Genomic DNA, 16,886 nt, shown 5'->3' with positions numbered 1-16,886 from the left:
ATAGGAGATATTTTTATGTCTAGAAGTGGAAGGTTACTTGAATTATTAATTTCATTAAATACAAAACACCGATTTACCGTTCAAGAATTAGCAGATGAGTTTTCTGTATCAAGAAGAACGATGCTTAGAGACTTACATTTATTAAGTGAAATGGGGGTTCCTCTATTTTCTTCGTCTGGACCGAATGGCGGATATAGTCTTATAAGAAAACAGGAATTGCCACCTATACCTTTAACAACTGAAGAAGCGACCGGGCTGCTCTTATCGTATGAAATAATAGAGCAGCATGACGGACCATTTAAATATGAAAATTTGTCTACGCTTACTAAAATACGTGCGACCATGTCTGTCGAAATGCTTCAAAAAGTCGAACAATTAAAATCTCGATTAGCAATTGAATTTCCTCGAAGAAGCGTTAATAACTATTATCTAAAAGATATATTGCAAGCGTCACTAGAAAGAAATCATTTGGAGATTGAATATGAATCGCGCTCTGGGTTTTCAACTCGGACCATTTTTCCTTTCGGGCTTTTTTTGTCTAATGGATTATGGTACGCTCTTTCATTTTGTTATAGGCGTAACAGTACGGTGACGTTTCGCGTTGATCGGATTGTTTCTCTCAAAGTTAGTCAACAGTCTATTGAACCTATTTCTACTAATATGACAGTCGAAAAATGGTTAAAACAATCCGATTCTTCAACAAAGGAATTGACTTTAAAGGCTCAATTAACGAAACTTGGCTGTAAAATATTAGATCCGCATCCTTTAGGAGAATGGATAGAAATGAATCCTGATGGTACTGGAGCAATTGAAGAAAGAATCAAAGAATCAGATATTCACTATGTAGGAAGGCAGTTCCTTAGTCTTGGTGCTGAAATCATAATTGAGCAACCAGTTGAATTAATCCAATTTATTCAGGAAGAAGCAGTTAAGCTAATCAATCAATATTCGAAAGTGTAAAAGATATATTGATATAGAGAAAACATGTAAAAAAACTAACATTGAAAAGAGAAGTGAATCCATAGCTGGGAGCACTCTTTTGATAGCATCTTTTTGAGCAAAACACGATTGATGAATAATTGAAGCGTGGAATTGAAAAAGTTGTTATTTGCGAGGCAAGTACTATAAGCCTTTTCATCATTTTAATCGTATTTCTTTCACCTTTTCTCCTATGTATTTATATTTCTAGAATAAAAAACATAATATTTGGGATTATATCTTTCTTTTATAATTAATTTCCAATACGATAGAAGAGAAAGTGAATGGGAGGAGAGTCGGGCGATGACATGGTTGTATATTAGTTTAATTCCCGTAGCTGGAATCGTTTCTTTTGGCTGGAGCTGGTATCGATTATTAGATTTTAATTCGTATAAAAAACCACATAGAGAAGGTACTTTTATAAGCTTTATCATCTTTCTGGTCGGTTCGTTATGGTCGTTCTTTACAGTAGAGGATACAGCTCAAGCATTAGTACGAATCTTATTTTATTTAATAGCTTTTCTTGTGTTGTTATTTTTGAATGGGTCTATTTTACGATATTTATTTGAAAAGAAAACGAAAGAAAACGAATAGATGAGAACAATCGGGATTGATGCAGGGGGAACACTAGCAAAAATTACGTATATAGAAAAGGGACGCTTTCAGTATAAATGGTTTTTGATGAATCAAATTGAAAAATGGCTGCCATGGCTGCAATTTACAGCAGGGGAAGCAAAGTTTCATGTGACAGGTGGGAAAGCAACAAAATTAATGAATAGGTTAGACAATGTATTGAGTGTCCCAGAATTTACTGCCATGGCAGAGGGGACGCGCGTGTTATTAAGGGAGGAAGGAAGAAAGCTAGACCGTTTTATTCTTGTTAGCATTGGCACAGGCACATCTATATATTTGGTCGATCCAAAAAACGAAGAACGTGTGGCAGGGACTGCTCTTGGTGGAGGAAGCTTATTAGGGTTAGGAAAGCTCCTTACAAATGCGCAATCCTTCCAAGAAATAATGGACCTAGCAGCTAAGGGAAAGCGACAACAAGTTGATTTAGTCGTGCAAGACCTATACGATGATACCGTACCACCGATTCCTGGAGATTTAACGGCAAGCTATTTTGAAAAAGCGCATCACCTCGATATGAAGAAAGAGGATTTAGCCGCAGCACTTATCAATATGATTGGTGAGTTGATTATCAGTTTAGCTTTTGAGGCGGCGAAGCAGCATCAATTACAAAGTATCGTTTTTGTTGGAAGTACACTTCAGCAAAATAAGCTACTAAAGGAAGTTTTATCACGGTTTGAAAAGATGCTTCATTATGAAGCAATCTTTATAGAAAAGGGTGCATTTGTTGGAGCAAGAGGGGCCTATCATTTCCACACTACTTAATTCACACTTTGTTCATTGAGTTTTTGTCTGTGATGAGATAGTATAGACCATGCAAAAGTGAATGGTAACACAGTAGGGGGTATGTACATTGTTTAATGCAATCAAGAAGAGCAGCATGATCATGATTTCTGCTCTCGTACTATTAGCAGCATGTAGTAATAGAGACTTTGAACCAGAGATGGAAAAAAAGATAAATGATTTTTCCGTCACGGACCAAAATGGAGAACCTTTTGAATTAGCTGATCTAAAAGGGAAAGTGACGTTAGTTGATTTTATCTTTACTAATTGTGAAACAGTTTGTCCCCCAATGACGTTTAATATGTCGAAAATCCAACGGATGTTAGCTGATGAAGGGGTAACCGACTACCAAATTGCGTCGTTTAGTGTGGACCCAGAGAGGGATACTCCTGAAGTCCTAAAGGAATATATTGCTCAATATGAAGCTAATGAGGATAATTGGTTTTTACTAACAGGATATGATCAAAAGTGGATTTCTCAATTGGCAGCGGAATCCTTTAGTACAATTGTTTTTGATGAGCCGGATTCTGATCAAGTTACTCACTCAGTCAGGTTTTACCTCGTTGATCAAAATGGTACGGTCGTTAAAAGTTACTTTGGAACGAAAACTTCAGCAGACGCTGAAGAAGTCCAATACGATCTTATTGTTTCCGATTTAAAGCATTTAGTGAAAGTGGGACCTGTTGAATAAGATAAAATTAGACCCTTTTGTGTAGGAAAAGATTGACTTCACAAGGGGGTTTCTATTTTGAAAGGCTGATTTTGTAAAGTCTTTTGTATTTGCTATTAATCCTCTCATTTTCCTTTCTAAAATCCTTTTTATCCTTCTATTGTTCTTATACGTTCTTGTTATTCTCTCTTATCTAAAAATTCAAAAAATCCAAGTCGCTATCCCCATGGGTCTGTATAAGTATCCGATTAACTGGAACTTCTGATTTTGAATGTAGCTCTTCTACAAATCTATGTCTTTCAGCTTCAATGTTAGTAACTCCTAAAGTCTTATACTTACCTTTCATGTGCTTCGTTCTGGTGTCAGATTAAGAATGAATTATAGAATAATTCAGAAAAAATTAAAAAATAAGTCATTTAGACTTGCTAAACTAATGATATTAGTTATAATGAAACTAATACCATTAGTTTGGAGTGAGCGCAAAAATGAGAATTGTTAAAGAAAATCGTCTTTATCAACTTAGTTTTATGCCGAATATATTTCCAGTCAATTGTTATCTAGTGGAAGAAGAGGATTCCTTTACATTAATCGATACTGCCTTATCCTATAGTAAAAAATCGATTATGAAAACCGCAAGAGAATTAGGAAAACCAATTAAAAAAATTATCTTGACACATGTCCATAGTGATCATGTTGGAGCACTAGATGGACTAAAGGATGAACTGAAAAATGTTGAGGTTTTCCTACCGAAGCGGGAACTGAAAATCCTAAATGGTGATCTCTCTTTAGAAAATGGAGAACCGATAATGCCGATTAAAGGTGGTATTCCAAAGAACCTTAAGACAAAACCAGATACGCTATTAATAGATGGCGATCAAATCGGCTCATTATTAGCAATCCACACCCCTGGCCATACTCCTGGGATGATGTCATTTTTGGACGTTCGAAATAACAACTTAATTGCGGGAGATGCTTTCCAAACAAAGGGGGGCCTTGCTGTGGCAGGAAGGGTGCAATGGAGCTTCCCTTTTCCTGCCTTCGCTACATGGAATAAGGAGGAGGCTATACAATCAGCAGAACGGCTCGTAAGTTATCAACCCTCAATACTTGCCGTTGGCCATGGCAATATCGCGATAAAACCTGTAAGAGAAATGAAGCGAGCCATCGACAAAGCGAAAGATTCATTGAGGAGGGCATAGGACCATGGCATCAAGGATTGGACTAAATCAAGAAATTATAATGAACAAAGCATTAGAAATTGCAGAGAAAAGTGGAATGAACGCTGTAACCATGGCGACAATCGCAAAGGAGCTAATAATCAAGCCTCCGTCTTTATATAATCATTTCAATGGCCTAAAAGAAATAAAGCAATTAATGGCTGCCCATTCACTTAAGCGTTTATATCATCAATTAAAGGATGCAACATCGGAAAAGGAGAAGGGGATGGAGAGCATTCAAGCCATTAGCACAGCTTATATAGCATTTGCCAATCAATACCCCGGACTGTATGAAGCATCACTTTCAGCGCCCGACCCATTTGATAAAAACCTCCAACTTTACGGAGAAGCGATTGTTGATTTAACAAAAGAAGCGTTTTCCGTTTTCTCGCTAAATGAAAGACAAGTGATTCATACGGTTAGGGGATTACGATCTATTTTACATGGGCTAGTCGATTTAAATAGAAAGGGAGAATTTAATCTTGATGTTGCTCTTGAGGAATCACTAGAAGTAATCATTGTTACCTTTCTTCAAGGATTAAGTCATGGAGAGCAGCTTGACGGATAATATATAGGTTTATTCTTATTATAGGTGCAAAGGAGAAGTATCCAATATGAAGATGAACTTGGCCATCCGGTTTTTCTTAGAATTAATAACGTTGATAGCAGTCGCTTATTGGGGATACGAAGTCGGTGGTGGGGGTATGTATAGTTTAATACTAGCTATTGGTGGACCGCTCCTAATTGCTATAATATGGGGGATGTTTATTGCCCCTACTTCCCCCATAACCTTACCTTTATGGATGCAGTTAGGGTTAGAGGCTTTCATATTTGGGTTTGCTTTTTGGGCTTTATGTAGTGTAGTTGCTTATGATTGGGCAATATTATTTGGAGGAACAGTCATCGTCAATCGTGTGTTAATGATTGTATGGAAACAACAAAAAAACGATAAAACAAATTTTGATTATATGTAAAAGAGTTCAATAATTTATAAAAAGATTGATCATAAATCTTGTTGAAAGGTTAGCAGGATTTTTTTCTTGTTCAAAAAAAGGGCCAGGTCGAGGTCAGTTATAATTTACCCTACCTAACACTATGGTAAACCGTAGTATAACTATTATTGTTGGTCAAATAAATATCTTCTGAACTCTTCTTGACATTCATTATTTAGATGCTAAGTTAGATTGAAATGACTAAAATTTATTAGGATGTAATGGTAATCAATAAAAAAGGTAGTAGCAAGATAATAATTAATATTATATATTACGTGGGAACAAAACGTACAGTTATCCTAAGCATGATAGGCTCAAAAATGTTTCGACAAAAATACCTTATACTCTAGAATAGGCGAAATATATATTAAGGAGATGAATATGAAAATAGACCGTATGCTGACAATCATTGTTATATTACTTAATAGAAGTCGAATATCGGCAAAAGAACTTGCGGAAAAGTTTGAAGTATCAGTTCGAACAATTTACAGAGACATTGAAGCTATTAATATGGCTGGTATTCCAATAATATCATACCCTGGGAATAATGGCGGTTATGGTATTAGGGAGAATTATAAATTAAACCATCAGTTGCTGACACTAAACAATTTGCGTTCCATACTTACAGCACTTAAAGGTGTTAACTCAACATTTGAGGATGTTGAGCTTGAAGCATCTATAGAAAAACTGCGAAATATTATTCCTCAAGATAAAACTCATCATCTTGACCTTCATATGGAGCAAATCATAATTGATATGCAACCCTGGGCAAACAACTCAAAACAAAAAGAGCTGGTCAAAAGCCTCCGGAATGCTATCACTCAATCACAATTAATTACAATTATATATAGAAACTATGCAAACGAAACAAGCACAAGGCAGGTAGAACCGATGTCAATAATCTTTAAAGGTTATACTTGGTATTTGTTTGGCTATTGTCACTTAAAAACAAATTTCAGGGTATTCAGGATTTCACGCATTAAGGATTTGCAGGTTGAAGATATACTATTCAAGCGTAGAGAAAAGTTATATCAAGAAATTGAAGAGGCATCAAAGAAACAGTTCTCTTTAACCAGCATTACATTAAAATTCGCACCCCAGGTGAGACCCCGAGTTGAAGATATTTTTGACAAAGAAAATATTGACATTCTGAACACAGGTGAACTGATTGTGACTGCACAATTTCCAGAGAAGGAATGGTATTTCTCGTTGATATTCAGTTTTGGCGAACATGTAGAAGTGTTAAGTCCTGAAAGGGTACGCCAAGCTGTTGCATCTAGAATAAAATCGATGCATGAAAAATATCAATAAAATTATTTTTCAAACCTGACATACTAGTGTCACACCACTATGCTACTATGCTAACTGTAACAGTCTTTTAGTACAGTTAGTTATAGGAGGTAATATGATGATTAATAATACTGACTTTCCCAAGCCTACCCTTATTTCAGTCAACGGTGTGGAACTCGAAGTCTTTGAAGCAGGCCAACAAAATGTAGGGAAACCTATTGTACTCTGTCATGGCTGGCCAGAGCATGCCTTTTCTTGGCGCCATCAGGTGCCCGCTCTTGTCGCAGCGGGCTACCATGTCATCGTCCCAAACCAGCGGGGTTATGGAAACTCATCCTGTCCGAGCGAAGTAACAGACTATGACATTGAACACTTGGCGGGTGATCTCATCGCACTTCTCGATCACTACGAATACGAAGATGCCACCTTTGTCGGTCATGATTGGGGTGCAATGGTTGTTTGGGGGCTGACCTTATTGCATCCAAAGCGTGTCAATAAAGTGATAAATCTGAGCTTGCCTTACCAAGAGCGCGGAGAAAGACCCTGGATCGAGTTCATGGAAGAAATACTTGGCGGCGACTACTATTTTGTCCACTTCAATCGACAGCCGGGTGTCGCAGACGCCGTATTAGAAGAAAATACATTCCAATTTCTTCGCAACATTTACCGGAAGAACGAGCCCCCTAGAGCGCCTCAGCCAGGTATGGCGATGATTAATCTTGCCAGAGCAGAAACACCGCTCGGTGAACCCATAATGAGCGACAGCGAACTTGCCGTTTTCGTCTCCGCCTTCAACTCATCAGGCTTCACGGCAAGTATAAATTGGTACAGGAACCTTGACCGCAACTGGCGGCTATTGGCGGACGTAAATCCAATCATCCAACAGCCTACACTTATGATCTATGGTGACCGGGATGTGATCCCGAAGTCTGAAAACCTAACGGAGTTCGTGCCCAATGTGGAAGTGGTCAATCTGGATTGCGGTCATTGGATCCAGCAAGAAAAGCCGGAAGAAACAAACCAAGCGATTTTAAACTGGCTGGAACAGGGGGAGGTGTAATTTTTTCAACAACCAAGAGGAGTTTTACGATTGGTTAGAAGGACATCATACTGAAGCTAGTGAATTTGGGTAAGCTATTTCAGGATAAGTAAGTATCGGTAGCCCCTGTCTATCTTGTAGTGTCAAAGCTTCTCTTGTTATGAGGGGCCTTAGCCCCAACCAGCGTCATACATGTTTCTACAAGTAGGGGGTGAACAGTATAGCTGACGGTATCAAGTTCCACCGGTGCAAACGTCCTACCCCGACTACTAAAGAATAACGTATAAAAAATAGGCCAACCAGATATATAATAAATCCGGTTGGCCTTATAATACGATCGGGCGAAATGGTGGAATAAGAAAGGTAGAAAATGGTTGAACTTTCTTATAAAAACAAATATTTAATTTTCAGGAGAAGAATCCATTTTGAAGAATCCTTTTTCATTATGGATTCTTTTTGTTAGCGATAATAGTAAGGTTTGTAAGATGTTTTTGATCGAATTTTAATCCAAACTAATATATTCATGAAAAAACATCCACACTCTACTAAGTGGGTTTTATATGAATATATTACTATTTATTACATTTTATCGCATTAAAGTTAGTAAATACTAACTAATAAAACAAGAAAATATCAAAAGAAGGGGAAAAGTGAAGTTGAAAATAATTAGAAAAATCAGATTTTCGTAGGATACTTTCGTTTTCTATCTTATGTTTTACTAAAAATAGGAATTAAACTTTTACTTGAATTCGAGATCATTATGGTATAAACGATGAAAGAGATGATTTGAACCTGTATTTGCCCCTTCATTTCTTTATTTGAAACCCTACCTAATATTGACCTAACAATAAAGAAAATATCGATAAGTTTATCTTGGTTAACTAGTCTCCTTAAGTCTAGGGGCTGCTGTAATGACCGAAAAGTAATTCTAAGACTAATATCAGCATTCTTGTAACTACTGGCAAAGTTAATTTTCGCGATAGTACCCAAAACCGTATTAAATTATATTAACAATAAAGTTAGTGAGAACAAACTCATTAATTGATGTATTACAATGGCTTTCTATTTAAAGAAAGCCATTAAAAAAAAAATTAAATCCAAGTTATTCTATGTGTTTTATCAATATTAAAAGTGAGTAATCTGGGACTTTAAGGCATGAAAAGTTGTTTCTTAACGGTATATCGCATTATTTTCATAATCCTGCATCTTGGAAGAAGGGTCCGAGTGTAACACATAATAGCGTGTGAAAGTCCTAGTAAATGAGCCATTAATTTTTGACATAGTACGATTATACGAATCAGATTACGTTTACTATGACATTCCTTAAAAAAATAAATAGATATTCGATTTTCGAAACTAGAATAAAGCAATTATTAGGGGAGGTGGTTGTGATGTAGAGGGTAAATTAGTTAAACTCTGAGTTTTCCTAGCAAGTTTGGTCTTGTCATTTCATTCAATTGTATTACGTGATTTATGGGGAAAATAAACGATTACTAAGGAGTTGAGCTTATGCAAATGATAAAAGAATATAAACCTAGACTAGTTTTATCACTAATTATTACTATAGTACTCTTTTCATACCTAAATCCTCCCTCTGTTTCTGCTGAAATAATAGAGGGGACTGAAAGGATCTTTCTAAAAATCGAAGATGAAAGAATAGAAAGTGGAGATATTGACTCTGCCCCATCATACACACATGTGTTTGAGTATAATGGGAAAATAGGTATTGATTATCGATTTTTTTACCCCGTAAACGGCCCTCTCGGTGGATCTGCGGGTTATCATGAAGGAGACTGGGAAGGGGTTAAAGTCATTATTGACAAAGAAGCCGAAGAGATCATTCAAATTAAACCTAGTGCTCATGGAAGTGAAAATGGTTGGTTAAATCCAAGTGAATTCTCATTTACGAATGGTAGGTTTAATGTCTATTCTGCTAAGTATTCACATGCAAATTATCCTACTATTGGAACGCATACAAGGAAACTCGGTGGCGTTGATTTTATTTTACCTGATGATCATACCAATAAAGGCCCTTTATGGGATATCAAGAATAAGATTGCTCTTCTGCCCAATTCTGATACTTCCGAACATCCATGGATGGACTTTAAAGGATATTGGGGAGCAACAGGATCGGAAGTTACGCCACCCTTTGATCCTGGTGCTCTCATTGGTACGGAAAGCCCTAAATTTGGATTAGGTAATGCTTGGTTTAGGAATGAAGCAGGCGCTTCTAACAGTAGTGAAATAACAGATTTAGTCGTAGAAAATAGGGATCTAGCAATGTATTATGCTAGACAGTTTGCACCCAATGTGTATTTACATGACGAAGACCCCTATGGTCCATCCTCAGTTGAGGCTTTTCTTGCCGCCAGTTCATTAAATAAGTATTATGTGTCATCATTGGCTGGAAGTTTAGTTGAAATAACTGAAGAGCTCATTCCAAAAGGTTCAGTAAATAAGTGGTCATTAGTAGGAAAGGAGATGCCACCTGTATATCCAATAGAGCTAGAGGGTATATCGAATGATGGAAATATCATGGAGGTGGATTGGTCGATCATTCAACCACTCGGGTCCGCAAATACCTTAACTCTGAAGCGTGAAAAGTTGTATCCTGATGGAGTATGGAGATATACAAACTATGACGTCACAGGCCTGACTCATTGGGAGAAGGAGTCAGATTGGGATACTGACTACCGAGTAACACTATTCGTTGAAAATCAGGACAAAGTTCTATATGAGACACCTGTGGAGTATTATACTATGCCAGCACCCCCAGCCCCAGAGAATGTAACGAGTCAATTAGTGGGAGATGAATCATCCGGCTTTGGCATTAAATTACGCTGGGACGAGGTCCCACTTGCCTCACAATCTCATCAATTTGGTATTAATGGCTATGTAGTTTATAGGGATGGGAAGGAGATTGGTCGAGTAACATCTGATCAAACGTCTTTTACTGATTTTGATGTTGTGAAAGAGCAGACTTATAATTATGAATTAAAATCAGAGGGGGTTCGTAATAAACTTTCAGCAAATGCTACGTCGCTCTCAGCAGGGATTTATTTTATTGATAATACATGGATTGCATCAAGTGTTAGAGGTGACCTTGGAGTATTCTTATACAAAGATAACAATTATTTAGGCGAATATATAAAATTAGAACCAGGAGAGTACCCATCTCTAGCCGATATTCCATTAGGGGATGTAACAGCAAACAATTGTCTTTCTTCTATGGCTATTAATTATAATTATCGTGTAACAGTATTTGAGGATGAAGATTTTAAAGGGGGATCACATACTTTCAATTATAATGACGAAAGCTTTTCAGATGAAAACTTAAACGATAAAATTTCTTCTATTATAATTGAAGATACTCAAGAAATTACCATGCCAACTGTATCCGTATCAAATTCATCTACAGATGCTATTACCCTTACTATTGATAGTCCAGTATATGAAGATTTGACAATAGAAGATTATGTGATAGAGCGCGATGGGAAACGGATTGAAAGAATTTCATTAGATGCAGAAGGTACGCACCGTATTCAATTTATAGATGATACGGTTGAACCAAATAAACAGTACACATATAGAGTCCATTCTATGTATTCTTATGATTATGAGAACGATGGATGGAATGCATCGGTCTTAGCACAATCATATAAAAGTCCAGTCGTAACAGCATATACCTATCAAAATTTAGTAGATTCTAATTTTATGAATTTTAATAATTGGAGGAAAAATAGTGTTGATGTGGATGCTCGTAGTATTATGTTTGCACCTGATGGGAGTTTTGCACAGACATTAACACCATCTACTATCAATGGTAAGGTATCTTTGTATGATATTGATATTAATCAAAAAGGGAACAAATATACTTTTGGTGTATGGATGAAAGCCGATGTACCTCATGAAGCACAAATAAAAATACAAAATACAAGCAATACAGAATCAACAGGCGCAGTGGTTGAAGTGACAAACTCTTGGAAATATTTCACCATAACAACTGAGAATGCTTTTACCACAGATGATGGTCTTACACTAGTCATTTGGCCTGGAAAACATAATGGGACAACCCATTCTGTACATGCTTCGGGACCTAATCTTTACTTAAAAAACTGAAATGAACAATGAGGTATTTTCTAATATACAGCAAGTGAATGATACCTGCTGTTGTTTCTAAAAAGTTACGATATAAAAAAGGTACGACACTTTCCCCTATGGATATGAATCCGAAGGGACTACAATGGTTATTCCAACATAGGGTATAAGAGTTGAAAATCAAGACATTGACTTACTTTACCTATAATCAAGGAATGAGTAGGTTAACGGAAATTGTGATATTCAACAAATTAATAGTTTGCATTCGTCAAATAAGGAATATTTAATACTCAAGAAAAAAAGCGAAACTCCACTAAATGATTGGGTTCTACCCATTAGTGGAGTTTCTTAATAAGATGTTTTATTTCGTAAAGAGCCCTTTATTTATTTTAGCTTGCAGGTTCAAATGGCTCCATTGCCTCTTTCCTTTTAGCATCTTTTTCTTCTGGGGTGAGGTCCCAATTATACTCATATACGGCCCCTTCCCAATCTCCATACATTGGGTTAGGGAATACAATAAAGGTTGAACCGAATTCGTCTTTTAATTCATCTACTGATTGCTTTCGTTCTGGTACGTTTTGCTTATCAAAAACATCTGCAAAGTCAGCTAAATTATCTCCTAGGAGGAGAATAATCTCGTGATCTGTCAGCACTTGATCTCTTCTTGCTTTTTTACTTGATTCTTCCGTTTTTAATAGCACACGATCATCCGTACTTTGTGGAAGGCCGTGTAGCTCCATGTTTTTAATCGTCGCTTCCCTTTGTTCCTCTTTTCGGTTTGATATGTAATAAATATCAACACCTTGTTCATCAGCATATTTTAAAAATTCAAGTGCTCCAGGTAATAGAGGTGCATTGGCTGCTTCAATCCATTGGTCCCAACCTTCTGGGTATTCAACGCCATTAACAGCTGCATATGCTTGATATGGGTCATTGTCTAAGACGGTTTCATCCAAATCCAACACAACTGCACGTTTTTTCTCCGTATTTTCTGTTAATTTTTGATCTAACATCATTTTGCTAATATAGTATCCTTGGTAATATAACGCATTCCGTTCACCGGATGTTTGATGCCATAATGTAGACATAACATTTTGCTCAGGGATTTTAACAGTTGCAGCAGTTTCTGCTGTTTCATTATTCTGTTCATTTTCCGGCGGTTTTGTTTCATCAGTAGTAGTTTCATTTTGCTCATCCGTCGTATCAGTATCAGCACAACCACTTATGACGGAAAAGCATAATGTTGTTATAATCCCAAAACGAAATAAGTATTTTTGTAACACTGCCATTTCAGCTCCTTCAAGTTTAGTGTGAAAAAGACCTCTATATTATTAACCGATTGTAGAAAATTATGAATGCAAATAGACTAGAAATTAAACTTCTGTACTTTGTTCGTTTTCCTTTTGTGAAAGGTTAGAAAATTAGATTATAGTAGACTTGAACAAGAAATGCCTAGATTAACGAAGAAGAAAGCATTATTACAGGCTTTACCTACCTTAATCGGAGAATGATTCTATCTTCCTTTCAAAAGGTAAAGGAAATGAAATTGCTCGAGATATCATTCTTAATCTAGAGGACGTTTCTCATCTGAAGAACCAATTAAAAAATAATCAGCACTACGTACCGTGTGTTGTTATGACAATAGGAAGCTCCATTACAAAAAAGGGAGCGCCAATCATATGGTTCTCCCTTTTAAGCGTATGAAGATGAAATTAATCATTAAAGTCTATTCATTAACACCACTTACCGAACCTGAGGCAACATTAGGGTTCACTCGTCTTTTAAATTCATTCCATTCTGGGTCAGCCCAAGCATCAGTACTCAATACAACATGCCACTTACTTTCTATGTCGTGGATTTTTCCATTTTCTTCTATATTATTCAGGCCAGCATTCACAATATCCAGTAATTCTTTGTCTCCTTCTCTAACAGCAATCGCGTTTACTATGTCCACAGAGTTAAAACCATTTCCTTCATCTTGGATTCGGTCTTCCATAATTTCGAATACAAACCCCATTAGATCGCCAATTAAAAATTGAATGCTATCATTTGGGTTCTCCCATAAAAGTGAATAAAGTACATCTGAAGATTCAATGGCTACATGAGACTGCCCATTTTCGACATCCTGAAGAACTTTATCGGTTGTATCAAAACGTCGTAATTCAGCTCCTGTTTCCCCAGCTACTTCCTCAGCTACTAATTCAGCTAGCGATCCTGACTTTACCGCAATTATATGATGATCATTAAGGTCCTTTATATTGTTTAGATTACTCCCTTTTTTGGAAATCATAGCAGTTCGCGCAGCTGTAATGGCATCTCCAAAATCGACTTCTTTTTCTCTAGCTGTTGTAGGTCCTAATGAAGTCATTGATATAGCTGCATCTAGCTGTCCGGTTTGGAGAGAGGGGATAATGGCATTAAAGTTCATCGGTTTGAATTCAATGTCTAGTCCTTGATCTTCTGCAATCGCCTTGATTAAATCGATATCAGCTCCAGCCGGTTCACCATCTTCGTCAATAAAGGAGATAGGGTAATTTGCATTTTCTACTCCTACGATAATGGTATTGCTATTACTCGAATATCCCTTTCCTTTATCAGTTTGCTGACCATCTGTATTTATCCTATCTCCTCCACCAGACCGACAGCCTGACAGAATAATCGTAAAGCAAATAGATAAAATGACGAATAGTTTTTTCATGAACATACCTTCCTTTTTCGGTTGATTCGCTTACTAGAACATTTTTTTACCTTTAAAATTGAGATGAATCGATGAAATCAACCTTATTTATTTGATATGAGTACCATTATAGGTAGGGAATCTGTAGTTCCCGTGAAGGTAAACTGTCGTTCTCGTGAAGTTTAAAAGGTCATGTAAACAACAAAGGAGTACAGGTGAATATAGGACCATGCATAGGGGATATCTAGGGTACGTTTTTTTAACGATTGTTTTTAACTACTTCACATAAACTCCAGATTGGTATGAGAGAATAGCATAAAGGAAGTTAATCGGACAAAATAGATGAATTCGAGTAGATAGATAGGGTGGTTTTAATGTATTCCATTTTAGTAGTAGAAGATGACAAAGATATTCGTCAATTAATACAGGAATTTTTGTTGACGCAACAGTATGTAGTAGAAGTTGCAGAGGATGGATTAGAGGGTTTCACTCAGTTTCAGAAGAAAGAATTTGATCTTATTTTGATGGATATCATGATGCCCAATATGGATGGTTTTCAACTATGTCAGCTTGTGCGTCATACATCTGATGTGCCGATTGTTATGTTAACGGCTCTAGAAGATGACGTGGACCAAATAAAAGGGTTTGATTTAGGGGTCGACGATTACATGATAAAGCCATTTTCTTTTCAAATCCTTATTAAGCGAGTAGAAGCTGTATTAAAAAGGAGCAGGAAAACAAAAGGGAAGAAAGATTCCGTTCTAGTTGTTAAAGATCTTGTGCTTTATTTGCAATCGTGTGAGGTTTATGAAAATAAGCGCCTTGTAGATCTAACGTTGAAACAATTTGAAATATTGAAGTTATTAATGGAGAATAAAGGGATTGTTATAACGAGAGAAATAATCATGGATAAACTTTGGGAGAGCCAGTATTACGGTGACACAAGGGTAATTGATACTCATATTAAAAACCTTCGAAAAAAGTTAGAGGGAGATTATATTCAAACGATAAAAGGGTTAGGGTACAAAATAGTATGAAGCATCTTCATAATCTACGTAGGAGTATCGTATTTAAAATTTTTAGTATTACAACTGCGATGCTAATAATCGCCTCGTTTGTCATCTTTTTTGCCTTATATTATCTACTGCCTGATTTCTACAAGGATATGAAGATGACACAATTACGCTCTAATTTACAAGAACTAGTAGATAAAAGTGAGGGTGGTTCTCTAGATGATTTTGTCTCTTTAATAGGAAGCTTTGAGCGAGAGAATCTTGTCATTGTCAACGTGTATACTCCTGATAAAAAATATAAACTACAACAAAATTCTGTGTACGAAATAAAGCTAGTTGACGATATTGAAATTAATAATGTTCGTCAAGATGTCTCATTAGAAGAAGGTGATTTTCTAGTTGAAGTCACTCAAACATTGCAATCAGTCGAAGAAGCACAAACAGCCATTTTACGTTTCTTCCCTTATATGGTCGTCATCATATTCCTTATTGCGCTTATAGGCTCCTTCTTTTATGCAAGAATGTTATCGAGGCCTCTCCTTGAACTAAATGAGGTATCAAAAAAAATGATTAACTTGGATTTTTCTGTGAAAAGCAACTATTTATCAAAGGATGAACTCGGTGAATTAGGGCGGAACTTGAACACGATGTCGAATAACTTGCAAGCAGTTATGACAGATCTTCACAAGGCGAATGAAAAGTTAAAAGAAGATATTGAGCACGAGAGAAAACTTGAAGCGGAGAGAAAGGATTTGTTTGCGGCTATCTCACATGAACTTAAATCACCGATTACCGTTGTGAAGGGCCAATTAGAAGGGATGCTCTATAATATAGGGGTTTATAAGGATCGAGATACGTATTTGAAACGCTCCTTTAAGAGTGTAGAAGAATTGGAAGGATTAGTAAGAGAAATTCTGTATTTGTCAAAGATTGATCGAGTTGGTTTTAATCCCGTCTTTCAGGAAATCAATATGTCTAACATGCTGACAAATATTATTCAATCCTTTCATTATTTTGCATCGGAAAAACAACTGAAAGTAACTGTAAAGATGGAAGAAGAGTACCTCGTCTATACAGACCGGATGTTGTTAGATAAATCCCTCCGTAATATTATTCATAATGCAATGATGTATTCTCCTGAAGGGGCAGAAGTCATCCTATCTTGTACGCAAGACCAATCTACTATTCAAATTGATGTATTTAATTCAGATGTAGTCATTGAGGACGACCAGCTAAAGGATCTTTTTGAACCATTTAAGCGAGTAGAGAAATCTCGTAATAAGCACACAGGTGGGAGTGGACTTGGACTGCATCTTGTAAAGCGTATTTTTACCGTTCTTCACATAGATTATCATTTAAAGAATGAGAATAATGGTGTTTTGTTTACCATTAAAATACCGAAGGGTCAAAGAGAATCAATCTAAGTATCGTCATTTAGTATGCTTAAAAAATATTAGTAGTGAAAGAGAACGAGCCCACTCTAAGACCTCCATTTCAGA

At 36.5% G+C, this 16,886-nt stretch carries 14 protein-coding genes; 12 read left to right on the top strand and 2 right to left on the bottom strand.

Annotated elements, in window-relative coordinates; all coding sequences use genetic code 11:
• The first annotated feature begins 15 nt into the window (after nucleotides 1-15).
• The 10 genes from WAK64_RS06480 (at nucleotide 16) to WAK64_RS06435 (ending at nucleotide 11,718) form a co-directional block, all read left to right on the top strand.
• Nucleotides 16-960 (top strand): helix-turn-helix transcriptional regulator, encoded by a 945-nt coding sequence (locus WAK64_RS06480; protein WP_336586138.1) that lies wholly within the window; start codon nucleotides 16-18, stop codon nucleotides 958-960.
• A gap of 321 nt (nucleotides 961-1,281) precedes the next feature.
• Entirely contained in the window at nucleotides 1,282-1,572 is a 291-nt protein-coding gene (locus tag WAK64_RS06475; RefSeq protein ID WP_336586137.1) for a hypothetical protein, read from the top strand.
• A complete protein-coding gene (gene coaW, locus WAK64_RS06470; protein ID WP_336586136.1) occupies nucleotides 1,573-2,373 on the top strand; it encodes a type II pantothenate kinase in 801 nt (266 codons plus the stop codon).
• A 115-nt stretch (nucleotides 2,374-2,488) separates the two neighbouring features.
• Nucleotides 2,489-3,082, top strand: coding sequence for an SCO family protein (locus WAK64_RS06465; protein WP_419465905.1), 594 nt, complete (start codon nucleotides 2,489-2,491; stop codon nucleotides 3,080-3,082).
• Between the two features lie 464 nt (nucleotides 3,083-3,546).
• Nucleotides 3,547-4,260 (top strand): MBL fold metallo-hydrolase, encoded by a 714-nt coding sequence (locus tag WAK64_RS06460; RefSeq protein ID WP_336586134.1) that lies wholly within the window; start codon nucleotides 3,547-3,549, stop codon nucleotides 4,258-4,260.
• 4 nt (nucleotides 4,261-4,264) lie between these two features.
• Nucleotides 4,265-4,846 carry a TetR/AcrR family transcriptional regulator gene (locus tag WAK64_RS06455; RefSeq protein WP_336586133.1) on the top strand — a complete coding sequence of 194 codons (582 nt, stop codon included), beginning with the start codon at nucleotides 4,265-4,267 and terminating at the stop codon, nucleotides 4,844-4,846.
• Nucleotides 4,847-4,892: 46 nt separating this feature from the next.
• Nucleotides 4,893-5,252, top strand: a complete 360-nt coding sequence (locus WAK64_RS06450; protein WP_336586132.1) for a YrdB family protein — start codon at nucleotides 4,893-4,895, stop codon at nucleotides 5,250-5,252.
• A 399-nt stretch (nucleotides 5,253-5,651) separates the two neighbouring features.
• The gene (locus WAK64_RS06445) at nucleotides 5,652-6,581 is read left to right on the top strand and encodes a helix-turn-helix transcriptional regulator (RefSeq protein ID WP_336586131.1); all 930 of its coding nucleotides are present in this window, start codon (nucleotides 5,652-5,654) and stop codon (nucleotides 6,579-6,581) included.
• Between the two features lie 94 nt (nucleotides 6,582-6,675).
• The gene (locus WAK64_RS06440) at nucleotides 6,676-7,620 is read left to right on the top strand and encodes an alpha/beta fold hydrolase (protein WP_336586130.1); all 945 of its coding nucleotides are present in this window, start codon (nucleotides 6,676-6,678) and stop codon (nucleotides 7,618-7,620) included.
• Nucleotides 7,621-9,108: 1,488 nt separating this feature from the next.
• Entirely contained in the window at nucleotides 9,109-11,718 is a 2,610-nt protein-coding gene (locus WAK64_RS06435) for a Vps62-related protein (RefSeq protein ID WP_336586129.1), read from the top strand.
• 368 nt (nucleotides 11,719-12,086) lie between these two features.
• Here WAK64_RS06435 and WAK64_RS06430 read toward each other — a convergent pair whose 3' ends face one another.
• Both WAK64_RS06430 and WAK64_RS06425 read right to left on the bottom strand, forming a co-directional pair.
• Nucleotides 12,087-12,986, bottom strand: a complete 900-nt coding sequence (locus WAK64_RS06430; RefSeq protein ID WP_336586128.1) for a 5'-nucleotidase, lipoprotein e(P4) family — start codon at nucleotides 12,984-12,986, stop codon at nucleotides 12,087-12,089.
• Nucleotides 12,987-13,423: 437 nt separating this feature from the next.
• Nucleotides 13,424-14,395 (bottom strand): ABC transporter substrate-binding protein, encoded by a 972-nt coding sequence (locus WAK64_RS06425; RefSeq protein WP_336586127.1) that lies wholly within the window; start codon nucleotides 14,393-14,395, stop codon nucleotides 13,424-13,426.
• Between the two features lie 353 nt (nucleotides 14,396-14,748).
• Here WAK64_RS06425 and WAK64_RS06420 point away from each other — a divergent pair, with 353 nt between their 5' ends.
• Nucleotides 14,749-15,411 carry a response regulator transcription factor gene (locus WAK64_RS06420; protein WP_336586126.1) on the top strand — a complete coding sequence of 221 codons (663 nt, stop codon included), beginning with the start codon at nucleotides 14,749-14,751 and terminating at the stop codon, nucleotides 15,409-15,411.
• Nucleotides 15,408-16,811, top strand: coding sequence for a sensor histidine kinase (locus WAK64_RS06415; RefSeq protein ID WP_336586125.1), 1,404 nt, complete (start codon nucleotides 15,408-15,410; stop codon nucleotides 16,809-16,811). Before WAK64_RS06420 ends, WAK64_RS06415 begins: the two co-directional genes overlap by 4 nt.
• Nucleotides 16,812-16,886: the final 75 nt, after the last annotated feature.

The sequence above is a fragment of the Bacillus spongiae genome (assembly GCF_037120725.1).
GTDB classification, from domain to species: Bacteria; Bacillota; Bacilli; order Bacillales; family Bacillaceae_K; genus Bacillus_CI; species Bacillus_CI spongiae.
The sequence above is the reverse complement of the archived record's forward strand: the minus strand, read 5'-3'. Positions and strand labels throughout refer to the sequence as shown.